Genomic DNA, 26,838 nt, shown 5'->3' on the forward strand with positions numbered 1-26,838 from the left:
ATGTATAAGGTATTGCTTATTGATGACGAACCCGGCGCGATCAAAACGATGAAGTATTTGCTGAACTGGCAAAAGCACGGTTTTAGCATTGGAGGAGAAGCAGAGAACGGCATTCAAGCGCTGGAGTTATTAAAATCAGGTGAATTCGCACTGCTCATCACGGATATTCGCATGCCTGGCCTAAGCGGACTAGAACTGATCGCACAAATACGCACATTCTCTAACATTCCAGTCATCATCATGAGTGGATACGATGATTTCGAATATGCCAAAGAAGCGCTGCGCTTCGGCGTCAAACATTATTTGCTCAAGCCGGTTGGCGCAGAGGAGGTAGAGCCCTTACTGGTTTCAATCAAACAGGAAATTGAGCGGGAGCTGGTTATGCAAAAGAAGTTACAAATCGGCATCCCAGCGATAAGGGACCAATTACTAAAAAGATGGCTGCACGGCTACTCGGAACACGATGAGGTGACTAGGCAGCTCATACTGCTTGATATGTTGCCAAGTGAAACCAATCTGTTTTGTCCGCTCCTAATTGAAATGGAGTTCCCACATTTGCTGGATTCCCGTTTGACCGAATCAGAAATCGGTATCCAGCGCTATGCCGTGCGTACGATCATTGAGGATCACGTACAGCCTATCGGGTATGTATTTGAAGAGTCGGACGAACGATTTGGTGTTGTACTCATATCCGATACGGCAGTAGACATGGCGATGACGGCTAATCTTTTGTCGGAAAAAATAACGAGTGCTATCCAGCAGGATGCCCGTGTGCAAGTTGCGATTGGCATAGGCAATCCTGTCGATCGCGTTTCCGAAATGGCAGCATCATTTCGTACGGCAGAGATGATGCTCCATGCCATTTTTATTTTCGGTACTGATGCGATGTTGCCTGCAGGGATAACCAGACCTAGTCTTACTTTGCTGAATGAATATGCGTATCTGTCGCAAGATCTGATCCAAGCCATTCGCTTAGGAAACGAAAATCGGATCATCGCCATGCTGGGGGAATTCGAAGACATGTTCTGCAGCAAATCTATACCCGATCATGTCATCAAATCGTGGACCATCGAACTCGTTATCGATTTATACAAATTAAGTAAGGAAACAATCCCGGAATATGATGCGATGTGCACACTCCGTATTAGAGAGTATAGAACGATCTTAGAGGCAAGATCCTTGCATGACTTGTTTGCCTATACCGGACAGAAGTGCTTAATGATCGCCCGCCAGCTTCAACCCTACAAGCAGTCGCAAACGGAACCCACCATCAAAGTGCTCAAAAAACAAGTTAACGAACAGTACATGGAAAATATCAGCCTGAAATCTATGTCCGAACAACTCTACATCAACGCCGCTTACTTGGGGCAATTGTTTAAGACATCCGAAGGGATATCTTTCAACGACTATTTGATGAAAATTCGCATGGAGAAAGCCAAGGCACTATTGGCATCAACATCAATGAGAGTTTACGAGGTGGCATTAGCTGTCGGCTATAGCGATTTGAACTGGTTTTATAAAAAATTCAAACAATATACAGGCACCAGTACAAGCGACTATCGGATGGATTATGAATAAGGAAGCGGGAGTTCCTGAAAATACACATGCTATTATCTATAATTCATCCTGTGGTTGACCGTCTGACAAGTTTTTATAATGGAAGAAGAGAGAGCTTCCAATTAGTAAGCTAATAGCAGGACTAGGAGGTGCGGAAGTGGCAACAGATGCCGAAACTGTAGTACGTACGAAACGCATTCGAACAAAGCCTGGCAAGAGCAAATGGATGCTATGGAAAAAACAATATCAGCTATTGTTGATGGCATTGCCTACCTTATTTGTGCTTATTTTTTCTTACGGACCTCTATGGGGTTGGCTTATGGCGTTTAAGCAATACACGATCGTGAAAGGAATATGGGGAAGTCCTTGGGTTGGATTAGATCAGTTTAAACGGCTGTTCAGCGACGATGAGTTCTATCAATCGTTACGAAACACGCTGGCCATGAGCACGATGAGTCTAATCACTGGATTTGTATGCGCTATCATTCTAGCGCTGTTGCTGAACGAAGTTCGGTTCACAGCCTTCAAGCGCGTGGTGCAAACCATTACCTATATTCCTCACTTTGTCTCCGTTGTCGTCATTGTCAGCATCTCAACGATTATTTTGTCACCTGATCGCGGACTGCTGAATCAATTGCTGATTGGTCTTGGCTTAATCGAGGAACCGATTTTTTTCCTATCTAAGGGTTCGTGGTTTTGGGTTATTAATACGCTTGTTCAACTTTGGAAAGAGCTTGGTTGGAGTACAATCATCTATCTTGCCGTCTTAGCTAGTCTCAATCCTGAATTGTATGAGGCTGCTGATGTCGATGGAGCGGGAAGATTCAGTAAAATGTGGCACATATCCATTCCTGGCATGATGCCTACCGCGACAATCTTGCTCATTTTGGCAACGGGGACGATTATAAACAGCGGATTTGAAATGCAGTTCTTGCTAGGCAACAACGTAGTCATCGATTATTCACAAGTGCTGCAGATCTATGCGCTGAACTATTCCTTCAAGCTTAGCGAGTATTCGTACGGCGTCGCGATTAGCATTTTCCAATCGGTCGTCAGCATTTCACTTGTCTTGACCGTCAATATGATATCCAAGCGGCTCGGTCAGTCCCGAGTCATTTAATAAGGCTTGCAGGAGGATCATAGTGAAAAAATCAATCCGTTTGGGAGATTTGATATTTACGATTAGCAATTACGTGTTTTTGCTCCTGCTGGCAGCGGCTACGCTCTATCCGTTTTTAAATTTACTTGCGATATCCTTTAATGATTCGAGTGATGCAGTACGAGGCGGGATCTATTTGTTTCCACGCAAATTTTCCTTGTATAACTATGAGACGATTTTTCGCGATAAAACGCTGGTGCGAGCGACACTTATTTCGATTTCCCGGACGTTGCTCGGCACGGCATGTTCGCTCTTTGTGACCTCCATGCTCGCCTATGCACTCAGTCGTCGCGAATTCGTATTGCGTAAAGTCATCAATACCATTCTCGTCGTTAGCCTATATGTACAGGGCGGATTAATCCCCTATTATGTGCTCATTATGAATTTGCATCTATCCAACAACTTCCTCGTTTATATTTTTCCGCTACTAGTAAATGCCTTCAATGTGATTATCATTCGCAGTTATTTCGATCAAGTTCCCGAAGCGCTGACAGAATCAGCTCAACTAGACGGAGCCACCGACTTTCAAATCTTATTCCGTATTGTGGTGTTTGTCAGTTTGCCGGTCCTCGCAACCATTACGTTGTTCGTTTCCGTTGTGCAGTGGAATGCCTGGTTTGACAGTTATTTGTTCAATAACAATGTGAACTTGACGACACTGCAATACCAATTACAAAAAATATTGACCCAATCCTCAGAGAGTGTAAATCGATCTAACATCCTCAGTTTAAATGAAGGTGAGTCGAAGCTGGTATCGCCGCAATCGATCCGAGCTTCGCTGATTATCATTGTCACCGTACCAATTCTGTTCGTATATCCCTTTATGCAGCGCTTCTTTATTAAGGGTTTTACGGTAGGATCGGTAAAAGGTTAAATCAATCGGATCGTATCCGTTGATAAATAAACAAAAAAGGGAAGGGTGTTACGATGAAAAAAGCTTTTTACATACTCAGTCTTACGGCTATGGCGATTGTGGCGATTTCTGGATGCAGCAAAGACAGCGGGGCTGATAATAAACCTTCAGCAAGTCCTACTGCTGCAAGTGGTACAACGGCACCGTCCTCATCCGCAGCTGTGCCCACGACTGACAAATCGCCGATCACACTCAAATTGACGGGACTTTATGCAACGTTTGTCCAAGACAATCCAGTCTGGAAAGAAGTTGAGAAGAGAACCGGTGTGAAAATGGTCGTCGAGGATCCTGTCATTGGCGATCGCAATCAAAAGTACGATCTGTGGCTGGCATCAAAAAGTTATCCAGAAGACGGTTTCGTCATTAATACGCAGACCCAGCTTACCAAATATCGAGATGCAGGTGCCATCGTTCCACTGGATGATTTGATCGAGAAATACGGACAAAATATCAAAAAAGCGTTCGGTAAAAACTTGAACTTGCTGAAAGATCCGAAGGATGGGCATATTTATTCCATTTACTCTAACAATCCTCTGACGGAAACGCCTCCCAATGCACAAGGCTCATTCGTTGTGCGAGAAGATGTGCTGAAGGAAGCGGGTTACCCGCAGATTAAGACGTTGGATCAACTTTACGGCATTATTGAAAAATTTTATAAAGCACATCCACAAAGCAATGGCAAGCCTACCGTTCCTTGGTCAGGAATTGGCGGTTACGAGAGCACATTGCTGTTGAATGCTCCGTCTGTTGTGGCAGCTGGTAACGTGGAAAATGGGAATAACGGGATCGGATTACGTCTCGATAATGGTGTTGTATCCAGCAATTTAATTCATCCTGATTTGAAGCGATACTATCAATTTCTGAATAAAGTCAAAAATAATGGCATGCTTGACCCGGAATATTTCACCCTTACTGCCGATACAACAAAAGCAAAACTAGCGGAAAACCGCATTTTGGGCGGATTCTTTCCGAACTGGTATTTACAAGAAAGTAATAATGCCATCAAAGCGACGGGCAAGTACGATATGATGTATGCGCCATTCCCAGTGACATTTGACGAAAACCAAAAGGAAATGCATGTAAACACAGCACCTTCAACAAGAAATGGCTGGAGCTGGGTTGTTTCGAGTAAGTCGAAGCATCCGGAACGTGTCATTCAGCTCTACGATTATATGATGTCCGATGAAGGCCAGAAATTGCTCGGGTGGGGACTCGAGGGTAGACACTATGAAGTTGTCAATGGCAAGCGCCAGGTGAAAGCAGATTATCAAGCCAAATTAACGGCAGATCCTAATGTCAGCTGGAGTGAAAAACAATTGCCGTTTGCCGGTGCTACCTTTGGTTATGGCGATGGAACCAAATTGGCCGATGGCGATTATGCAACCACACTGACGAAAGACTCGATCATCAACAATCTGGATCCTGTATCCAAGGAAACGCTTAGCAAATACGGAAAAACCGTATGGGCGGACTTCTTGCCGCCAATCGAATTTATCCCTGCTTACTTAGGATCAATGCCTGTACCAGATGATGTGAAAGCAGAAAATGCGAAGACACAATCCATCTTTTTGAAAGAAGCACCGAAGATTATTTATGCGAAGACTGATGAGGAGTTCAACAAAGCATGGGACGATTATGTGAAACAGATGAACGATGCAGGACTAGCGAAAGTCGTTACATCTTCGGCAAAAGCGTGGAAAGAATTTGTGGATAATACCAATAAGTTTATGAAATAACCGTTTCATGATCTCATGCCTATTCGGTTAGGCATGAGATTTCATTATGCGTACAAGGAGGCCGGATAGGAGCTATGGGTATTGTTTTTATTGCAGAGAGGAATATTTTTCATGTGCAGGCCGGTCGTATGTCGTATGCTTTTCAACTCTACAAAGAAAAACATTTGACGCACCTCTACTGGGGAAGAAGGATACAAAGCAGTGATTTCAACTATTTATTAAGACCGACATTTCGGCAGTTTTCACCTTATCCTGATCTAGAGGACAAGAGCTATTCACTGGATACAATCCCATTGGAATACCCGGCATACGGAAATTCCGATTTCAGAAGTCCTGCTTTTTCGTTGCAATTAGAAAATGGTTCTACGATTACCGACTTAGCTTATCACTCCCATTCGATTAGCAAAGGTAAACCTGATCTGGATGGATTACCAGCCACCTATGTGGAAACCAGCGATGAGGCGGAAACGCTAGAAATCACCTTAAGAGACGAATTGTCAGGTCTGTTAGTTATCCTTTCTTATACGGCTTTTGAGCATCAGAATGTCATAACGAGGCATGTCCGATTTGTAAATGATGGCGAGAAGCGCTTGAAGCTGGGCAAAGCTTTAAGCATGAGTGTCGATTTTCATGACAGTGACTTCACCATGATGCAGTTGAATGGTGCATGGGGGAGAGAGGCTGATGTCGCCAAGCGAAAGCTGGTACAAGGGATTCAATCTATTGAAAGCCGCAGAGGGAGCAGCTCGCCGCAGCATAATCCGTTCTTTGCCTTGCTTAGACCGGGAGTGGATGAAGATCACGGGGATGTATTTGCTTTTAGCCTTGTCTACAGTGGAAGCTTCGCTGCCGGTGCAGAAGTGGATCAGTACAATGGCACAAGAGCTTACATGGGCATCAATTCATTCGATTTTGATTGGTTGCTGCAGCCAGGAGAGCATTTTCAAACCCCAGAAGCGGTGATGGTGTATTCTTCAAATGGATTAGGAGAAATGTCGCGAACTTTCCATCACTTGTATCGGAAGCGATTGTGCAGAGGGGCGTACCGCGATAGGGAAAGGCCGGTGATCATAAACAATTGGGAAGCAACTTTCTTCAATTTTACGGCTGAAAAAATCAATCACATTGTTGAAGTTGGGCACCAGCTTGGATTTGAAATGTTTGTTTTAGACGATGGATGGTTTGGGAAAAGAGACGATTCGACCTCCTCTCTAGGAGATTGGGTAGAGCATAAGGTAAAGCTTCCGGATGGTCTGAAGGGTTTGGCGGAACGCGTGGAAGGGCATGGCATGAAGTTCGGGCTGTGGTTTGAGCCGGAGATGGTATCGCCTGATAGCGACCTATACAGGGCTCACCCGGACTGGTGTATGCATGTGCCGGATCGGGCACGAACGCTATCCAGATATCAGCTTGTCCTTGATTTATCTAGAGCGGATGTGTGCGAAGCCGTTATAGGCATGATCACAAAAGTGATGGCCAGTGCGCCGATATCCTATGTAAAGTGGGATAGCAACCGCCATCTGACCGAGATCGGTTCGGCGCTGTTGCCGCCGGAGCGGCAACGGGAAACGGCTCACCGGTATGTACTTGGTTTATACAAGGTGATGGGAGCGCTGACTACGGCTTTTCCGGATGTTCTATTTGAGAGCTGTTCTAGCGGGGGCGGAAGATTCGATCCTGGTATGTTGTATTACATGCCACAAACATGGGCAAGCGACTGCAGCGATGCAGTCGAGCGAATCAAAATTCAATATGGCTTCAGCATGATCTATCCAGCTATCACAATGGGAGCTCATGTCTCGAAAGCGCCAAGTCACGTATTGTACCGCAGCGCTTCCTTTGAAACTAGGGGACATGTCGCGATGTCTGGTAATTTCGGCTACCAGCTTGATTTGACGAAGCTGACAGAGCAAGAACGAGAAACGGCTACAAGCCAGATTGCCGAATATAAAGATATAAGAAAGCTGGTTCAGTTCGGCGAGATGTACCGGTTAAGAAGTCCTTTTGAACACAATGACTCAGCTTGGATGTTCGTCTCGGAGGATAAACAAGAGGCATTTATTGTGTATACCAAAGTATTAGCCCGGTATAATGAACCCCTTTCTCGCATTTATCTGAAGGGGCTTGAGCCTGGTATGGATTATGAAATCGTAGGTAGCAATACTAGTTATTCTGGAGAAATGCTGATGTATGCTGGATTAAATGTTCCAGTATTAACAGGGGACTATGCCAGTTGTTCCTGGAAGCTGCAACGGAAAGGGATGAAGTCCGCGTAAAACGCGGGCTTTTTGGTGCTAATAAGCGATTGGGGCGGAGAACTGCAAAAATACATCTTTTTTAAGGAGAATAGACTGTTTATCGAAGAATTGCTGCAAAAATACATCCTTTTCTACCGAGATGCCATAAAAAGGCTGAGTGGGGTGGAAAAAGATGCATATTCGCATCTTTCCTAATAGATTGTGACTTATCTAATGGAAAAAGATGCAGATTCGCATCTATTTTAGATTTTGACTTTTTAAGGATGGAGAAGCGAGGATGGAGCAGCGGTGTATCTCATGTATGTCGAACACTTCTAATTATGGCATAATGGAATGGCGGGACATTTGAAAGGGAGGTAGATACGTAGATGAGTCAATCATTGATAGCTGCCGTTGAGCGCGGTGACATTGAGCAAGTACAGCAACTCCTGGGCGATGGTGTTAATTTGAATGAGCAGGACAGCAGAGGCAGGACGGCGATTATGGCAGCCACGCATGCTAACAATCCAGCGATTGTAAAGCTATTAATTGAAGCTGGAGCCGATATCCATATCAAGGACGCCATGCAGGATAACCCTTTCCTATACGCTGGAGCAGAAGGGCTTCTATCTATTTTACAGCTCCTAATTGAAGCTGGGGCCAATACGAAGCTGACGAACCGTTACGGGGGGAATGCGCTCATCCCTGCAGCAGAAAAAGGACATTTGGAAAATGTGCGAGTGCTGCTTACAACGACTGATGTGGATGTCAACCACATTAACAATTTGGGTTGGACCGCTTTGCTTGAAGTTGCTATTCTCACCAATGGCGGACCCAAGTATCAAGACATCACCCGACTTCTCATTGAACATGGTGCCAACGTGCATATAGCTGATCGGGACGGCGTTACCGCGCTTCAGCATGCGAAACGAAATCGATTTACAGAAATCGAGCAGATATTAAGACTTGCAGGAGCGAAGTAGAGTTAATAAATTGCGGGAAGCAGAGGAGGTAGCCTCTCTTTCTATGAATATCCCTTAGGCGAAACACCAGTAATTTTCTTGAACGCCTTATAGAAATTAGAGTAGTCCTCGAAGCCTGTCATTTTACATACTTCTGCTGGCGGAATGGATAACTTTAGTAATTCAATCGCCTTAGCGATGCGTTTATGAATGATATATTGTTTAAAACTATACCCTGTTACTTTTTTGAAGAGATGAGAGAAGTAGTAGCGATTTATATAGAAGACTTCCTCAATATGCTGGAGTGTCAGTTGCTGGTATAGGTGATTATGTATATACGTGACGATATGTTCAATTTTGGCATGATAGTTGCCCTCAAGCTCAAACGTATGCAGATGAGTGGCGATTAGCTCATTGAGATGAATGAGGAGTCGGATAAACGTTAATTCAATGAGCACCTGACTTGCTGGTTGCTGATTACGAATATGTTCTTCAATCTCCGTGAAATAGCCGCTTAGTTGTTCTACTAGCTTGCTCGGGATGCGATTAAAGCTTCCGGGCTTTTTGCGTTCAAAATATTGCAAAATGGGATAGTTCATCTGCTGATAATGTTGGCAGAACTCCGGCGTGAAAAAAATGAGGATTCGTTCATAGCTAGCATCACTCGTAAAATAAGGTCGATGCATTTCCCTATTATTAATAATTAATAGATCCCCAGGATTGAGGGAGTACGTCATCTCTTCTACTTGATAATCGACATTGCCAGAGATTAAATAATAGATTTCGTAGCAATCCAACGTATAGGTGTGGTGTTGGTTGTCATGAGGACTTTGCGTAATGGAGTGGATGTAGCTAAATGCGTTATTTAGCAAGGAGATGGTTGTAAGAATTTCATTCATAGCGGCCCTCGGTGGCTAAGATTTAATATGTTAACTATATCATAAAAGGCAAAATGAAAAAGCAACTTTTGCAATGTATCACGCAAAGTCTACCATAGGTAGAAACTTCAATTCTCGCTATACTTAGCATATTCAAACAGATTTGTTTAGGGAGGCAACAACATGAAAGCGATTTTACAGGAGAATAAAGCGTACATTCAAGGGACATGGGATCGAATTACAGCGAAAATAGCCAAGACCTCAGCCCGTATTCAAGACGGGTTCCCGCACACGACGAATAACGGGGTTTATGATGATTGGCATGATGAACTTTCCTGGTGGACCAATTCATTCTGGGCTGGCATTCTATGGCAGCTGTACAAAGACACGAATACCGATGAGTACAAGCAATATGCGCAAAGTATTGAGAAAAAATTAGATCAGGTTCTCCACAGTTACGATGAGTTGCATCATGATGTAGGCTTTATGTGGTTGTTAACAAGTGTATTGAACTACGATCTTACAGGTGATCAACAAGCAAGACAACGCGCTATGCTTGCAGCCAATGTACTTTCCGCCAGGTACAATCTAGCAGGCGGCTATATCCGTGCTTGGAATGGAGAAGGCACAGAAGGCTGGGCTATTATCGATTGCATGATGAATATTCCGCTGTTGTTCTGGGCTAGTGAACAAAGTAAGGATGATCGCTTTAAGCATATCGGTATTCAACACGCAGACAAGACAATAAAGGCCTTTATCCGAGAAGATGGTTCGGTGAATCATATTGTTAGCTTTGACAAGGAGACAGGCGAATTCCTGGATAATCCAAGAGGACAAGGCTATGAGAGCGGTTCGTCCTGGTCGCGAGGTCAGAGCTGGGCGATATACGGCTTCGCGCAAACATTCAGCTGGACACAAAAACCAGAGTATCTGCACGCTGCCAAACGAATTGCACATTATGTGTTAGCGTGCCTACCACTCACGGGGTACGTGCCATTGTGTGATTATAGACAGCCGCAAGAATCTCCGTTGCTAGATAGCAGTGCAGGAGCTATTACCGCGTGCGGCTTAATTGAAATTGCCAAGGCTGTGCCAGAAGCAGAAAAGGCGCTGTATCTTCAATCGGCCCTATTCATTCTTAAAGCACTCGATGAAAAATGTGCGATCTGGGATCTTTCGGATGAGTGTATTCTGACAAACGCGACAGCGGCCTTCCATCCCGGTAACAATAAGCGCACAGCGGTTGAGAATGGTGCACTTATCTATGGTGATTATTATTATGTCGAAGCGATAAGTAAGCTGAAGGAACTCTTATAAGTCTTTCGTTGCGCTAGCTAATTTACAGCAAACAAAGAAGATCTCTGTCTTGTATAGAGATCTTCTTTGTGTTTGGACAATCTAAAACGTACTCGCTTTGCTCCCTGCATTATTTGAGTATACCGAGATCAGAATAGGTAGTTGTGTGTGTTGTTAAATTAACTGTTTATTTCGAATCATAAATCATGTATGATTTATGATATGAGGTAGAAGAAAAGGTGGCTACGATGAAAAAAGGCTTAAACCGTTATGTTTTGACCGATGAAATCTATACGTTATTAAAGGCGCAGATCCTTCAGCATGACATCCCTTCTGGTGAAAAGATTAATATTGATCAGCTGGCTCGTGACCTTGAAGTGAGCAATATTCCGATTCGTGAAGCACTCTCACGGTTAATGGCGGAGGAATTGGTGTACACGGTGCCTTTCAAGGGGATGTATGTGGCACAGATTTCAATGCAAGAGTTGGATGATATGTATGAAATCCGTAAGGAGCTGGAATCATTAGCGATTCGCAAAGCGCTGCCGCAAATGCCAGATGAGAAGATTGCTAATTTGGTACAGCAAATGGAAACATGGTCAAGAAGTCATCCTGCTGAGGGTGAGGACAAAGTAGCATTAATCGCAGAAATGAACCAGAGTTTGCACGGTTTGATACTTGAATATTGTGGCAACTTGGCATTGGAAAACCTGATTCATGTGTATATTGATCGCATTCAACGCTATTCATCACTCTTCCAGAAGGGAATGGAACAGCAATTATTACAGGATGAGTGGAATGAACACATGCTTATCGTTCAAGGTTTAATGGCAAGGGATACGGTGATGGCGGAAAATGCTTTACTACAGCACTTAACCCATTCGCATCAAAGAACCCGAGGTTTTATTGGCTAATGTAGGATAGTTACAACAAAGGAGATGGATGCCATGAAAATTACGAAAGTGGAGAGTTTTGTTTTGCATGTACCGATTACACCCCCGATAACAGATGCAATTAACATAGCTACGCATTGGGGATTAGCAGGCGTCCGGATTTATACAGATGAAGGCTTTGTTGGCTATGGCTACACAGGGACTTGTGCCCATGGTGATGGGATGATCGTGGATACCATTGATAACTATTATGCACCTCTTTTGATTGGCCAAGATCCTTTCATGGTCAAAGCACTCTGGGAAGAGATGCGTTTTGGCAAGATGCACTGGATCGGCCGAGCAGGCGTGACACACATGGCGCTTGCCGCTGTGGATATTGCCTTGTGGGACATTATGGCGAAAGCCTCCAATAAACCGCTTTGGCAGTATCTTGGGGGAGCGAAAACGAAACCAATTAAAGCCTATAATACCAATGGCGGCTGGTTGAACTGGTCGCAAGATCGATTGCTCAAGGATGTAACCGAGATCGTAGAATCAGGCTTTACGGGTGTCAAAATCAAGGTCGGTAAGCCCGATCCGCGCGAGGATTATCTTCGCTGTAAAGCGGTCAGAAAAGCGATCGGTGATGAGGTTATTTTCATGATCGATGTGAATCAACAATGGCATATCAATACGGCGATGACTTGGGGCAAAAAACTAGAAGAATTCGATCTCTTCTGGCTAGAAGAGCCATTGAATCCGGATGATATTATGGGGCATAAGAAGCTCGCAGACGAGCTCAATGTATCCATTGCACTTGGCGAGCATGTGTATAATAAATATGCTTTCCGTGATTACATTCATCAAGGCGCGCTCGAATATTGCCAAGTTGACGTTACTCGTGTAGGTGGGATCACGGAGTGGTTACAGGTAGCGGGCTTAGCGGCATCCTATGATGTGCCGATCTGTCCGCACGTAGGCGATATGGGACAAATACATCAGCATCTTGTAGCTGCGACGCCGAGTGCAATTATGCTGGAGTACATTCCATGGATTCGACATATCTTCGAGGAGCCTGCTACGGTGATAGATGGACACTATGTGTTGCCGCAGATGCCAGGAGCTTCGACTACGATTCTCCCAACCTATTTTGACCAATATCGAGTTAGATAATGGTGTGCCAACTGCTAGAATAAGGGGCAAAAATAAACGAATCCCCCGTTTAATTTGTCCACACGATTTTCTATCGTTTTGCATCTCCTATAGTAGATAGTGCTACTAGATACTAGGAGGAGATAGGTAATGACAACTGTTTCTGTTGTTAGCATTTTTACTAGGGGGGCAAGATCTAGCGATACGGCTGAATTGCGCAGAGCTAGAGTACAAAACGATATTAGTCGTTCGACTGAAGCATGGGGGACCGGATTTTTCCCAGGCGTTCGACCTAATATAAACTTTGTTTCCTTGAGTGAGTATTACATCTCAGATGTAACGATTCCATCAAATACGGTTGCAAACGTGAATGATGAAAGGGTACAATCGCTGATTTTACAAGCAAGAACGGTAAATAATAATGCGACTGCGATTTACGTTGTTTACGTAAGCGGAGGTAATTTAAGCTCTGGTGCCGTAGGAAATGGCGGACCCCAGATCATAAATTTTGTTAACACAAATAATTATGGCGTTTATGGACAGGTAGTCCTATCGGACAATGCGGCCGATTCGTATTTGTTAGCGCATGAAGCAGGACACGTGCTTTTCGGTCGTTTTACAAGTAATAGCTCCAACAGCTTTACAATTAACGATCCATCGAACCCAGGGAATGACCATAATAATAATCCGCAAAACCTGATGAATGGTTTCGTCCCGGCGAGCGCGCCTTTCATTAACGAAGCTCAGGCTTTAGTTGCATTTCAGAGCCGAGTGTTACTGGAGAACTCGACGATCCAAATGGCTACCGTAAGTCTAAGTGCTTCCGGGCAAACGGCAAGCATCAGTCATGCTCCGAATAACAAGTTGGAGAAGGTGCCTGCTTGTCCGTGTTGTGACCGACCTAAGCCTCCAGAAGAATCCGAGAGAGAGAGAAGGATCAATAAAGCCATTGCCAAACTGATTAAAGAAATTGGTCCAGATAAGATTAATCCTAAGTTTAAACCTCCACATGATCCATTTAAGCACTGCAAATGTAAATGTAAAGATCATCATCATTAATTTAATTGGAGAGGCTGCCCAGGGAGGGCAGCCTTTTCTATGTCAATTGGCACTTGATTTCCCATTAATTTCCTATATGCTTTGAATAGTAGTACACAGCGTTGATCATACAAAGAGGAGGTAACGATGGCCTACACACGTTTGATTGTTGTGGTGATGGTGTTTGAAGTACTGATCTCGGCACTAGTTGGTCTTGGCTTATACTGGGGGTTTTCCGTGTTTCCCTATTCTCCGTCAACGGTATCGACAACGGCTGCTATGGGAAACGCAGGATTTAACGCAACGATTCCGTTATACATGCCTTCGCTTAAAGACTTGAAAATCCCATATACGTATCTTCAGGCAGGGACAAACGTATGGGGAATCACAGCCATTCTGGTTTCATTGGCTGTCATGGGATTGCAAAGTTTTGTTCGAGGCATGTACCTTGGGGGTTTAAAAGGATGGGTTCTGAACCGTAAGGTAGTCCCGCTGTTTGCTTATGGATGCAGGTACTTCAGCGATATGATCGCTTGGTCGTTATTTCAAGGCATAATAAGCGTGTTGACTTTCGTCCTTGCTGCAGTTTTCTTTCCTTTGGGTCTCGTCTTGATAATTACAATCATGTTGTACTCACTTACACCGTATTTAATTGTTCTTCAAGATATTCCTTTCCATGAGGCATTAGGAAAAGCTCCTCGGCTATTTAGGCGCTATTTTACCTCCATGCTGCCTCTTGCGTTGTTTGCAATGCTGTGCACGTTAGTAATCAGCTCTTTGCAGCAGTTGGCTGCCCCTTGGGGACTAGTGGTACCGTTAATAGCGTACGCATTCATAGGAACCTGGTTGATTGGTGCGTTTATGAGTCATCTGTCTGTCAAACTGAGTCTAGACCGCCAACCGGCGTCAGAACTAGCAGGGGATGAGGTCCGAACACGTAAAATTGTAAACATTCTCGTTGTTCTGCTTGTGCCGGTGCTTCTTGCAACAGGTAGCTTCACTGCTGTGGGCAAGCACTTAAGTGCGTTTGATTGGGGGAGTAAAGAGCGGCTCGAAGGCGTTGCTTATTCCAATACCTTCTCTGATGTCTTCTACGCATCCCAGCAACAATATACCGCTTATGAATGGCAGAACAACGGTTACCATATGGAAATAAAACTGCCGGATTTATCGAAATCGAAGCCTGATGAACTGCGAGGGATAGCCGACATCACGTGGCAAATCAACGAGGAAGTCCGTATCAAGAACGGATACTCGGTGTATGAAACTACTCAGTCGAATGTAAAGAAGAGTCGTTTGATGTATCGCCTTGTTAGGGAGACCGCCGCTGACGGCAGCAACTACTATTCTAGTTTACATGGTTCTTCCACGATCCTTCCAGGTGAGGCGCAGCCTCGGGATCCATTGTCCGTACAAATCATGGTAAGTGAAAACGGAAAGCATGTGTTTGTCTTGCAATACCCGACGCGATTTGATGTCTCCAAGGTGTTCCGTGTATCGAAGGATGGGAAGTATTTGATCCCAGCAACAAGTCAAGTAAATCCGATGGATTTTCATGCCTATTGGTTAACGGCAGATCAGCGAGCAGAGAATCTATTCGAAATGTTGGCGGCTAAAAATGAGTTTAATATGATAGGTACGATGAACCGCGCTTACCTTATGCTAGCTTGTGCGATGCAGGAAGGTGACGGTCACATGGTCAACATGGTGCTAGGTACGATGCGGAGATCTGGCATTATCGTGAAAGCACCAGATTGGAATGACGAGACTTGGACCGACAACTTGCGTAACCGATATCAAGGTGCCAATGTCCAGAAGTCCCTGGAACTGCTGTCTAAAGCTGGCATTCAGGGTGGTTATGAAAGTAAGGAGCTTTCTGAGCAAAGCAATGAAAAAATTCGTGCGCAGCGGTTAGAGGTGCCTTTTCCAAACAGCATAGTGCCAATAACGTTTCAGGAAAATAAAGCAGATGGGAAATTACTGTCTATTCAAGTTTTCGAGGAAGGAAGCTAGAGAGCAGGAACGTTGAATTCGTTCGCGAATTACTAAAAGTCGGGCGATACGGCCGTTCTGAACAACTACCATGCCGGAGGAAAATATGATCAACATGAACAATATTTATCTCATTACGGATATACCTGGTTATACACCCCAAGTTAGTCGGTTACTATCGATGATGAACTATGCCAGATATGTTACCTTAGAAATGACGAAAAATTTAACTGTGCAGCAACTGGATTTCTTGTTAGACGCCAAAAGCAATTCCATCGGTGCCTTATTATCACATTGTGCAGCGGTCGAATACGCCTATCAAGTCGAAACGTTTGAAAAGCGAGATTTGAATGAAGAAGAGATGCTCATCTGGGGAGCCGCGATCAATCTAGGTGATGAAGGTCGTGAAAAGATTAAAGGGAATGCGATCGATTATTATGTAAATACCTTAAATGAAATCAGGAATCGTACGTTTGAGTTGTTTAAGTCCGTTGATGATGAGTGGTTATATCAAGAAGAAGAGTTCTGGTATAAAAAGCAAGCTAATCACTATTTTATGTGGTTCCACGTCATGGAAGATGAAATCAACCATAGAGGACAGATCAGCTTGATTAAGAAACGAACACTAGGATAATTACATCAGAAGGCAGTTGACCCAGTGGGTTGGCTGTCTTTTCTACATAACAACAATTATATCGTTATATTCGGTAATTATATATTGCAAAACGATAAATTGTGGGTTAATATCAAATTGACGAAAGTGACAAAGATGAGAGGGAGGTATCACCGTGGACATCAACAATCGGATTATCGAACAGATGACGAATCCCCACGAGCTAGAGAGAATGTTTAGACAGGATCCCGATGCTTTTAAACAGTCCTTCACAGCCGCATGGCAACAAAACCCTCATTCGGAGGTGCTTGCCGTTTGGCACGAAAGATTGCATTTCAAGGAGAGCGTACATACAGAAAAAGCGCCCCTGTTTCAGAAAAATTTTATCTTCATGGGGATCTTAGCTATATTGGCAGGGTTAATCACAAGGATTATTTTTCAATTTGTGGAACAAGAAACGATTGCCCCAATTAACTTGGCATTTGGTATTCTTCCCATCATGGCGATCTATTTTGTAACGATTAATCGTCCTAACCGAAATGTGCTATACACGCTTGGCGCATTATTCCTCATCTCTTGTGTCTATCTGAATATACTGCCACTCGAGCAAACGGACAGTATGATCTTGGCTTATATTCATCTTCCTATTTTTTTATGGGTAGTTGTGGGGCTAGCTTTTACAGGAAATGACTATCGGAAAGGCAGTACTAGGTTAGCTTATCTGAAGTTTAATGGGGAATTCGGCATACTCTATGCGATCATGGCCATTAGCGGCATGCTTTTAACAGGACTAACGATGCAGCTATTTCGCTTTGTCGGTATGGATATTGGCGATTTCTATTTCAAAAATGTCGTATTATTTGGTGCAGCAGCACTCTCCATTGTTGGTACTTATCTTGTAGCACGGAATCTTAGAATTGCTAAAAATATGGCACCTTATATAGCGAAAATTTTTAGTCCACTCGTATTGGCAACCCTGTTGGTGTATCTGATCACGGTTATCTGGGTCGGGAAAAATCCTTTCATGGACCGCGATTTTCTGCTCTCCTTCAATGGCGTGCTTCTTAGTGTTTTGGCTGTCACCATTTTTTCCATAACGGAAAGCGGTACAGAAGAGAGGAAGAACCTGTCTGATTATATCAACTTAGGCCTCATTGTTCTTGCGCTCATCGTTGATAGTGTAGCTCTATCCGCGATCGTGTTCAGGCTTTCCTCTTACGGGATTTCACCGAACAGACTTGCTGTTCTTGGTGTGAACCTGCTAATCTGGGCTAATCTCATTTGGATCATGCTATCTTATTTACGGTTTCTACGAAATCAAACTGGTCCTACAGCGATCCAAGATGCCGTTACGAAGTATTTGCCCGTGTATGGGGTGTGGGCGGCAGTTGTAGCGTTTACTTTTCCTATCCTTTTTAAGTAGAGGAATCATAAGGCAACACAAAGAAGAACCGGCAAAAAATGCCGGTTCTTCTTTGTGAATTAATCATTTACATGCGAGTGAAATCTATGTTAAAATCGAAAAGTCATTTCTGTTTTTATGAGTAAAAAATATAAATTTAATGCATTTTATCTATACTTAAATTTTAGCATGATGACTTACCGTTTGTCAAACATTTTTTGTTTTTCTCATAAGACCACGAAGGAGAGTGTTCCTAAAGATGATAAATGCGAAAGATTGGCAGCAAGAACAAGAGCGGTTAACTACGGTTATGGACAAATTGCGAGGAACTATTGCTGAATTGGAACCGGAGGTATCCGGGTTGCGCGATCAGGTGACGGACATTCGCAAGCGCTTCTGGGAGGAAGTAACGATTAATACAAGCAACGCCGAAGATTTCGAAGAAACATTTTACAGCATGAAACAGCAAGAAGCTTTGTTGTCTGAACGGGAGCGCAGTCATAGACAACGGATGCAGCGGTTGAAAAGTATGAAGCGGCTGCTAACGTCTCCTTATTTCGGGCGCATCGATTTTCAAGAGGAAGGAAGCAGCCTCAGCGAGCACATTTATATCGGTGTGTCATCCTTCGTTGATCGAGACGGGATAGACTTTCTTGTTTACGACTGGCGAACGCCTATCGCAAGCATGTATTATGACTTCTCGCCGGGAGCGGCGATATATGATACGCCAGGAGGCCGAGTTACAGGGGATATGAGGTTGAAGCGTCAATACCAGATTAGCAGCGGTCAACTTCACACGGTGTTTGATACCAGTGTAACGATTGGCGATGAATTGCTTCAGCAGGTGCTTGGCAAAGGCGCAGATACACAAATGAAGAGCATTGTAGCGACCATCCAAAGAGAGCAAAATGCGATCATTCGGGATGATACAAGTGCTATGCTCATCGTGCAGGGAGCAGCAGGCAGCGGAAAAACTTCCGCGGCATTGCAACGTGCAGCCTACCTGCTATATAAGCACCGCGATAAACTAAAAGCGGATCAAATTGTGCTCTTTTCACCAAACCCGATGTTTAATAGTTATGTGTCTACGGTTCTGCCAGAGCTCGGTGAGGAGAACTTGCAGCAAACGACGATGCAGGAATATCTGGCCTACTGGCTAGCCTCCACGTTCCAACTCGAAAACCCGTTTGACCAGATTGAATATGTCCTGTCAGATGCGAACTCATATGGCTATGAAGCACGGCTGAGCGGTATTCATTACAAAGCATCAAAAGCTTATTTAAAGGCGCTTCAGCAGTATGGGCTGTGGTTGCGTAAAGAAGGAATGTTATTCCAAAGCATCCCTTTTCGAGATGGCGAGTTGGTATCCACGGAGCAGATGGAAGCCCAATTTTATAGCTACGACAGCTCAATTCGTCTAGCTAATCGGGTCGCTCTATTGCAGGAATGGCTGCTGAAAAAACTATCCGTACTTGAACGTAAGGAGCGGAGGGCGCAATGGGTTCAAGATGAACTGAACTATCTCGACAACGAACAATACGCAGAAGCCTACAAGGAGCTAGTCCGGAGACATAAGCAAGAGGGGACTGTCATTCATTTTAACGAAGAATATGTTGGTATTTATGGTGATGCGGAAGAAGGGCTGGGTGAAGCCGAAGACTTTGACTTTGATTATGCCATGCAGGAAGAAGAGCTGCTGCGCCAGATGATCGTGAAAGCATGGTTTAAACCACTAAGGCAGCAGGTGAAACGGCTGAAGTTCATCGATATGATTGGCTTGTATGCTCGTCTGTTCGGTGACGAGGCTGCCTATCAGGAAATGACGAACGAGATGGATATGCCTATGCATTGGCAGGAGATAAGCAAGCAAACAAAGGAGAAGTTGAGTCAGTCTGAGTTGTTTTACGAGGATGCGGCTCCCTTCTTGTTCTTGAAGGAGCTCGTCGAAGGCAATCGGACGAACACAGAAGTACGTCATCTATTCGTGGATGAGGGTCAGGATTATTCGCCGTTCCAATTCTATTTCCTCAAGATGCTTTTTCCTCGCGCTCGCATGACGGTGCTGGGAGATTTCAGTCAAGCGATCTTCCCGCAGGCGACGAATCTGCACGAGCTGGATTCGCCATTGACCAAGCTTTACGGCGAAGGCGAAACTAACCTCATTCGGCTTGTCCGAAGCTATCGCTCCACGCGCGAGATTGTGGCGTTTACGAAGGCGTTATTGCCGAACGAAGAGATTGTGCCCTTTGAGAGGAGTGGCCGAAAGCCCAGCCTCGTCAACGTTATCAGCAGCGAGAAGAGGGCCGAACGCATAATAGCCGACATCGCGGCGCTTCGGGCGGAAGGCTACGACTCGATCGCCGTTATTACGAGAACGGCAGACGAAAGCCGTCAGGCGTATGACGTCTTGAAATCGCAGGGCTCCGATGCGCTGCGGCTAATTACGAAGGAGACGCTCACGTTCGAGAAGGGAGCCATGGTGATTCCTTCTTATCTGGCGAAGGGAGTCGAGTTCGACGCTGTTCTGATCTATGATGCCTCTTCTCAAACCTACGTTAGAGAAAGTGAACGCAAGCTCTTCTATACGGCATGTACCCGTGCGATGCACCGGCTTGTCCTCTACGCGACAGGGGAGTGGACGCCATTTATCCAAGCGATGGAGCCTCTCCTATATGAAGTAGAGCAATAAATCGAGCATTGCACGATGAAGAACAAGGAGCCCGCAGCTTTCAGCAGCGTGGCTCCTTTCTCATTTGCGAAAAAAGGTGTATTGCAACTTTGGTAGAGAGCAGTTACAATCTCTAGTAAATTCGTTTGTGGAATGGATGGTGAGATTGTTTTGAAAATGCCTTTCATTATTCGTCTTTTCAATAGTCGTAAAAGCGCCCTTTCAACGATGATCGCCTCCAACTTGTTTATCTTATTGATACCGCTTGCAATGGGTCTTTTTCTGTACACAAAGGTGGAGCAAAGTCTTGAAAGAAGTACGACAAGATCCAATGTAGCCATGCTCGAGCAGCTGAAGCTATCCCTTGATAACAAATTGTCCGAAGTGGACACGTTAATGCGCCAAGTTGTGTTTGATCCCAAGTTGGATTATATGCTTCGGATTCCAGCCAACTCCAATGATGTTGATAAATATGAATTTATTCAATTCATGCGCGATAAGATGAGTAAGTATCGCAGTATGACCAGCAATTTCATCCTCGATTACTATGTCTACTTTGCAAGCAGCAATACCATTGTCAAATCTGATTTGGTAACGGATTCGTCAACCTTTTATTCCATCTACTATCCATATAAGAACATGCCGTATGAGGAGTGGCGTCGTCTGTTAAGTAAGGAACATAAGATGTCCTACTTACCGGTAGCCGCTTTAATCACTGATATTGATCAATCACCGAAGAATGTGATTACTTACATACAGTCACTACCCGTCCAATCACAATCCCAAAATCTAGGGAGTTTTATTGTGTTGATCGATGTGGATCACGTCAAAGAATTATTCGCGCAGATGGAATCTGCCAGTCATAGCTCCGTTTATATTATTGATCATGATGGCAATACGATCATGAGCAACAGTGAGACCCCATTTCCAGCAGACTTGCTTGGACGTATCCAAGAAAGATCAGGGCCATTTGATTACAAGCTCGGGAGTGTGGATCAAGTGGTGTCAGTCACTTCGTCCCAAAAAGCAGGCTGGAAATATGTCTCGATCATGCCTAACGATGTATTCATGCAACAGGTCAATCAAATCCAAAGTTGGTCTATAGGTTTATTTATCCTGTGCCTCATTGCCGGGCTTGTGGCGGTTAGCCTAGGTGCGTATCGCACATATAAGCCGCTTCAGAAAACAGTGAATGCCATCATGCGTGGAAAAGAAATGATCGGGCGGCCCTCTTCGAATGAATATGAGTTTATTCGGCAAACGGTGGAAGGGTCCATACATGAAGAGAAACATTTGCGCATGACCTTAGGTCAGCAAATTCCGTTCATACGGGCCAATTATTTGTCTCGTCTTCTGAATGGTCACATGGATGTTGATATATCGCCAGCCAATGGTGATTCGTTGCGATTTATGGATCTGAGCTTTGTCAGTGATTGTTTTGCTGTTCTCATTGTGAAGATCGAGGATATGCAACATCTGAAGGAAGAGGATGAGCAGCAGTGGGCGCATGCGCGATTTATTATTTCAAATATTGGTACGGATCTGACAGCGGCTACGCACCGAGGATTTTCGGTGGAGCTCGACAGGGATCGCATCGCGCTTCTCATTAATTTAACAGCCAATCGTGAAAAGCTAGCTGAATTGGACATTCGAGAAATTGCCGAATCGCTTTACAACATCACCTCGGAGCGATTCCAAATCGGCATCTCCATCGCTGTTGGCGGCATTCATTGGGGTCCGAAAGCGATTCGTGAATCGTATCCCGAAGCACTCGCCGCGCTTGAATATAGGTTGATTCAAGGTAAATATGCCATTATTCATTTTAAAGATATCATGGATGTGAAGCAGCACTATTATTATCCGCTAGAAAGCGAGATTCAGTTAATTAACTTTGTTCGCAGCGGTGATACCGAGAATGTAGCCAAGCTGCTTGATAAAATTTATTCGATGAATTTCAATTCCAGCCATATAACCCCTGAGTTGGGTAAATGTTTGTTTTTTAATGTGACGAGTACACTCCTGAAAATCCTAAACTCGACGAACACGAATCAAGATGAGGTGCTAGGCACCGAATTCGATCCGATTAAAGAAGTATTCAGTTATCCCACGGCACAAGGCATGTATATGAAAACCAAGGAACTTTACGAAACACTTACCCGTTCGTTTAATCTGGAACGTTCGGATCATGGTCAACTGCGACTGCAGGAAATCATCCGTATTGTCCATGAGAATCTGGGTGATTCTAACCTAGGGGTAGCTCAAATTGCTGAACGTATCCAAATGACACCGCAATATCTGTCCACTTTTTTCAAAAAACATCAAGGGCAGAATCTGCTCGATTACATCACGACGAAACGGATTCAACATGCGAAGCAGTTAATGGAGCGCAAAGAACTGACCATTGTTCAGATTGCGCAGAAGGTAGGCTACAACAATGATGTCGTTTTCATTCGAGCTTTCAAGAAGCTTGAAGGTGTAACGCCAGGAAAATATCGGGAGACGAGCTTAACGGAGGTTATTGGCTCAGATACGTAATGAGCAGCCTAATAGGCTGCTTATTTTTGTGGAAATAGCTACCGTCGATTTCTAATACGGGCTGATGATTTCTCACAACGCCTGTATTTCTTACTAAAATACAACGGAAATGAGAACTAGGCAGTATGCATTCCCTATTTCAAAAAGCATACTTGGGAACAGGTGCTGATGGCGAGGAAGATCGCCGGTGCCATTCAAGCTAGGCGTTACTCATGATAAAGGGAGGCTAGACAAATGAAGAAAAGATTAAAACAAGTAGGGTCTATTGCATTGCTGTCTGCACTGGTTATTTCGGTAAGCGCATGCGGTGACGATACGGCGAGCACAAGCACATCGGCAACACCGCAATCCAATACAGAAGCGCAGCCGCCAAAGCTAAGCAAATTGTCGTATTGGGTAGCTAATCACTCTGCAGTCTCTGGTCAAATGAAAACGTACGCCGAAATGGGCATGTACAAAGAACTTGAAAAAGCAACTGGCGTAAAGGTTGAATTCCAGCATCCTCCACTCGAGGTTCCGCAAGCGCAAGAGCAATTTAACTTAATGATTGCGACCAACGAGCTACCGGATGTGATTGAAGCGAGCTGGGGAGCGACAAGCGGTTCCGTTATTCGGTACCCAGGGGGACCGGAGAAAGCGATTTTAGATAAAAAAATCATTAAGTTGAACGACCTCATTGATAAATATGCACCGAACCTGAAGAAGCTGCTTGCCGAGCATCCAGATTGGAAAAAGCAAATTTCAACAGATGAAGGAAGTATCTATGCATTTCCTTTCATACGAGGTGATGACAAAGTCAGAGTGAGCTTTGGTCCTTCGATTCGCCAAGACTGGCTAGATAAACTGGGCTTGAAAATGCCGACGACAATCGACGAATGGTACACGGTATTGAAAGCATTTAAAGAAAAAGATCCGAACGGGAATGGCAAAGCGGATGAAATTCCAATTTACTTGGATAAAAGTATGTTTTCTACAGACGCTCCTTTCCTTGGCGCATGGGGGATTAACTATAGCTTCTATCAGGATAAGGGTACTGTGAAATACGGTCCAATCCAACCGGAATATAAGGAATTCCTGGCCACAATGAACAAATGGTACAAGGAAGGCTTGCTGGACAAAGACTTCGCAGCACCGAATGAGAAATTGTATGACAACAAGATGACGACCAATCTCATGGGTGCATCCGTTTCCTTTAATGGTGGTGGACTAGGTAAATATGCTGGCCTCATGAAGGACAAAGATCCGAACTTTAAGCTGGAAGCAGCACCTTACCCCGTATTAAAAGCCGGAGAGAAAGCGATTTGGGGACAACGGGATTTTGCCTATAACGGTGTAGGAGCAGCGATTTCAGCTGTGAATAAAAATCCAATTGAAACGGTAAAATGGCTTGATTATGCGTACGGTGACAAAGGGAATCTGATCTTCAACTACGGAATTGAAGGCACAAGCTATAAGATGGAGAATGGCAAAGCAACATTCCTTCCAGAAGTGTTGAATCCTCCAGCGGGAACGAGCATACAGCAATCCATTTCCAAATATACGCGTGCCACTTGGAGTGCACCTTACGTGCTAAGCGACAATTTCCAATTGCAATATCTAGCTCTCCCGCAACAGAAGAAAGCGTTGGAAATTTGGTCGGCGCCTACAGCAGAACGTAAAATACCTCTTGTTTCTCCGACACAAGATGAAAGCAGCAAGTTCGCTTCCATCGTGACGGATATCCAAACGTATCAAGATGAAATGCTCTTGAAATTCATCATGGGTGTGGAACCGATTGATAATTTTGATACTTATGTGAAAAAGGTTAAAAGTATGGGCATTGATGATGCGATTAAAATTCAGCAAGGGGCTTTGGAGCGTTTTAATAAACGCTAAGGCTGCGTTGCTCGAGGGGATGAACGTTGTTAGAGTTTATCCCCTTTTTCCAAATAAATTCTATGAAAGAAAGGGTAGGGGAGACGATGAGGCAAAGCACTGCACCTGCTGAGGCTGCACAGGCCGTACATACAACGAAAACCTATCGCAATCCAACTGTCCTACAAACCATACGTGCGGATCTGAAACGGCATTGGTCCATCTATGTGATGGCCCTGCCTGTTATTGCATATTACTTAATTTTTCATTATGGACCAATGTATGGGTTGCAAATTGCGTTTAAAGATTTCTCGCCGGCAAAAGGGATTCTGGGAAGTCCTTGGGTTGGATTTAAACATTTTGATAGCTTCTTTAACGGAATTTACTTCTGGCGGTTGATTAAGAATACGATTCTGATTAACCTTTATGATCTTCTGTTCGGGTTCCCTGCGGCCATTATTCTGGCGTTATTGTTGAATGAAATTCGTCATAGCGTGTTTAAAAGGGTCGTGCAATCGATCTCCTATTTGCCGCATTTTATTTCAATCGTGGTCGTGGCTGGGATGATGATTGACTTTCTTAGCCGCAATGGTCTTATTAATCAAATCATCGGCGCCTTTGGCGTTGAACCCATCGATTTCTTGCAAAAGGAAAGCTGGTTCCGATTCCTTTTCGTATCCTCTGGCATCTGGCAAGGGATTGGCTGGGGTTCCATCGTTTATTTGGCGGCCATGTCTACGATCGATCCGACGCTGTATGAAGCAGCTAGGATGGATGGTGCGAACCGCTGGAAGCAGACGCTGCATATTACGATTCCGGGCATTATGCCAACAATCGTTATCTTATTTATTTTGCAAATGGGGAATATGTTGACGGTCGGCAGTGAAAAGGTACTCCTGCTCTACAATCCATTGACCTATGGTACAGCAGATGTGATATCGACGTATGTCTATCGCAAAGGGGTATTGGAGGCAAGCTATAGCTTTACGGCCGCTGTCGGTCTCTTCAACTCGGTCATCAGCTTCGCTTTAATCATTGCGGCCAATAGCTTTGTGAAGCGAATCAGTGAGAACAAACTGTGGTAAGGAGATTGTGCACATGAAACTAACCCGTGGAGAGCGCACGTTTGGCTACTTTAATATTCTGTTAATGCTCGTACTTTGTGCGGTCACCCTATATCCGTTTCTATACGTGGCATTCGCTTCAATTAGCGATGCGACATCCTTGCTGCAGCATCGCGGAATTATGCTTAAACCGGCAGGGTTTGATTTTGGCGCTTACAAAGCGGTGTTCAAGAATCCGATGATTGTGAAAGGATATCAGAATACGTTGCTGTATGTCGTCCTCGGTACAACGATCAACCTATTCATGACAGCGATTGGTGCCTATGTCTTGTCTAGACCGAATCTGTATTTTAAAAATATCATCATGTTTTTCATCGTCGTTACGATGGTATTCCATGGAGGACTCATTCCGAGTTACCTGCTCGTGAACGATCTCGGCATGATGAATACGATGTGGGCGATCCTCATTCCAGGTGCGATTAATACGTTTAACATGATCATTATGCGTACTTCTTTTCAGGGGATTCCGGTAAGTTTGGAGGAATCCGCTAGAATGGATGGGGCAGGCGATTGGAAAATATTATTCCGAATTGTCATTCCGCTTTCGATGCCGGTAATTGCCGTTATGATTTTGTGGTATGCGGTAGGGCACTGGAATTCCTACTTTAGCGCGCTAGTCTATCTGCGGAATAGGGAAGCTTATCCCTTGCAGCTCGTACTTCGTGAAATATTGATTTCTAACAATACAGATTCGATGATGTCAGGCGGCGATGACAGATATGCGATCGGAGAAACGATTAAGTATGCTGCGATTATGGTCTCGACACTCCCCATCATTTGTTTGTATCCGTTTCTTCAGAAGTATTTTGTTCAAGGTGTAATGATTGGTGCAATCAAAGAGTAGGTATGG

19 protein-coding genes are annotated in these 26,838 nt (G+C 44.3%); 18 read left to right on the forward strand and 1 reads right to left on the reverse strand.

Features of this window, described 5'->3' with window-relative positions:
* The 6 genes from AC58QT_RS16760 to AC58QT_RS16785 all read left to right on the forward strand — a co-directional run bounded on the left by AC58QT_RS16760 (window position 1) and on the right by AC58QT_RS16785 (window position 8,585).
* Window positions 1-1,578, forward strand: a complete 1,578-nt coding sequence (locus AC58QT_RS16760) for a response regulator (protein ID WP_497410000.1) — start codon at window positions 1-3, stop codon at window positions 1,576-1,578.
* A gap of 136 nt (window positions 1,579-1,714) precedes the next feature.
* Window positions 1,715-2,677, forward strand: coding sequence for an ABC transporter permease (locus AC58QT_RS16765; protein WP_497410001.1), 963 nt, complete (start codon window positions 1,715-1,717; stop codon window positions 2,675-2,677).
* A gap of 22 nt (window positions 2,678-2,699) precedes the next feature.
* Window positions 2,700-3,590 (forward strand): carbohydrate ABC transporter permease, encoded by an 891-nt coding sequence (locus AC58QT_RS16770; protein WP_497410002.1) that lies wholly within the window; start codon window positions 2,700-2,702, stop codon window positions 3,588-3,590.
* Between the two features lie 53 nt (window positions 3,591-3,643).
* A complete protein-coding gene (locus tag AC58QT_RS16775; RefSeq protein ID WP_497410003.1) occupies window positions 3,644-5,365 on the forward strand; it encodes an extracellular solute-binding protein in 1,722 nt (573 codons plus the stop codon).
* Between the two features lie 74 nt (window positions 5,366-5,439).
* A complete protein-coding gene (locus tag AC58QT_RS16780; protein WP_497410004.1) occupies window positions 5,440-7,641 on the forward strand; it encodes an alpha-galactosidase in 2,202 nt (733 codons plus the stop codon).
* 350 nt (window positions 7,642-7,991) lie between these two features.
* A complete protein-coding gene (locus tag AC58QT_RS16785) occupies window positions 7,992-8,585 on the forward strand; it encodes an ankyrin repeat domain-containing protein (protein WP_497410005.1) in 594 nt (197 codons plus the stop codon).
* 41 nt (window positions 8,586-8,626) lie between these two features.
* Here the strand turns inward: AC58QT_RS16785 and AC58QT_RS16790 are convergent, their stop codons facing one another.
* Window positions 8,627-9,463 (reverse strand): helix-turn-helix domain-containing protein, encoded by an 837-nt coding sequence (locus AC58QT_RS16790; protein WP_497410006.1) that lies wholly within the window; start codon window positions 9,461-9,463, stop codon window positions 8,627-8,629.
* A 162-nt stretch (window positions 9,464-9,625) separates the two neighbouring features.
* Here AC58QT_RS16790 and AC58QT_RS16795 point away from each other — a divergent pair, with 162 nt between their 5' ends.
* The 12 genes from AC58QT_RS16795 (at window position 9,626) to AC58QT_RS16850 (ending at window position 26,832) form a co-directional block, all read left to right on the forward strand.
* Window positions 9,626-10,759 carry a glycoside hydrolase family 88 protein gene (locus tag AC58QT_RS16795; protein WP_497410007.1) on the forward strand — a complete coding sequence of 378 codons (1,134 nt, stop codon included), beginning with the start codon at window positions 9,626-9,628 and terminating at the stop codon, window positions 10,757-10,759.
* Between the two features lie 227 nt (window positions 10,760-10,986).
* Window positions 10,987-11,652: a GntR family transcriptional regulator gene (locus tag AC58QT_RS16800; protein WP_497410008.1), complete on the forward strand. Its 666-nt coding sequence runs from the start codon at window positions 10,987-10,989 to the stop codon at window positions 11,650-11,652.
* Between the two features lie 33 nt (window positions 11,653-11,685).
* Complete coding sequence (locus AC58QT_RS16805; RefSeq protein WP_497410009.1) at window positions 11,686-12,783, forward strand: mandelate racemase/muconate lactonizing enzyme family protein; 1,098 nt, start codon at window positions 11,686-11,688, stop codon at window positions 12,781-12,783.
* A gap of 129 nt (window positions 12,784-12,912) precedes the next feature.
* On the forward strand, window positions 12,913-13,821 hold the full coding sequence (locus tag AC58QT_RS16810; RefSeq protein ID WP_497410010.1) for a hypothetical protein: 909 nt from the start codon (window positions 12,913-12,915) through the stop codon (window positions 13,819-13,821).
* 126 nt (window positions 13,822-13,947) lie between these two features.
* Entirely contained in the window at window positions 13,948-15,813 is a 1,866-nt protein-coding gene (locus AC58QT_RS16815) for a hypothetical protein (protein ID WP_497410011.1), read from the forward strand.
* An 85-nt stretch (window positions 15,814-15,898) separates the two neighbouring features.
* Window positions 15,899-16,426, forward strand: coding sequence for a DinB family protein (locus AC58QT_RS16820; RefSeq protein ID WP_497410012.1), 528 nt, complete (start codon window positions 15,899-15,901; stop codon window positions 16,424-16,426).
* Between the two features lie 154 nt (window positions 16,427-16,580).
* A complete protein-coding gene (locus tag AC58QT_RS16825; RefSeq protein WP_497410013.1) occupies window positions 16,581-17,828 on the forward strand; it encodes a DUF4153 domain-containing protein in 1,248 nt (415 codons plus the stop codon).
* A gap of 238 nt (window positions 17,829-18,066) precedes the next feature.
* Window positions 18,067-20,496: an RNA polymerase recycling motor HelD gene (gene helD, locus AC58QT_RS16830; RefSeq protein ID WP_497410014.1), complete on the forward strand. Its 2,430-nt coding sequence runs from the start codon at window positions 18,067-18,069 to the stop codon at window positions 20,494-20,496.
* A 156-nt stretch (window positions 20,497-20,652) separates the two neighbouring features.
* Window positions 20,653-23,010 carry a helix-turn-helix domain-containing protein gene (locus AC58QT_RS16835; RefSeq protein ID WP_497410044.1) on the forward strand — a complete coding sequence of 786 codons (2,358 nt, stop codon included), beginning with the start codon at window positions 20,653-20,655 and terminating at the stop codon, window positions 23,008-23,010.
* Between the two features lie 234 nt (window positions 23,011-23,244).
* Complete coding sequence (locus AC58QT_RS16840; protein WP_497410015.1) at window positions 23,245-24,885, forward strand: type 2 periplasmic-binding domain-containing protein; 1,641 nt, start codon at window positions 23,245-23,247, stop codon at window positions 24,883-24,885.
* Between the two features lie 86 nt (window positions 24,886-24,971).
* A complete protein-coding gene (locus AC58QT_RS16845; protein ID WP_497410016.1) occupies window positions 24,972-25,949 on the forward strand; it encodes an ABC transporter permease in 978 nt (325 codons plus the stop codon).
* Window positions 25,950-25,962: 13 nt separating this feature from the next.
* Window positions 25,963-26,832: a carbohydrate ABC transporter permease gene (locus tag AC58QT_RS16850; RefSeq protein WP_497410017.1), complete on the forward strand. Its 870-nt coding sequence runs from the start codon at window positions 25,963-25,965 to the stop codon at window positions 26,830-26,832.
* Window positions 26,833-26,838 lie beyond the last annotated feature (6 nt).

The sequence above is a fragment of the Paenibacillus sp. J31R109 genome, from assembly GCF_059692055.1.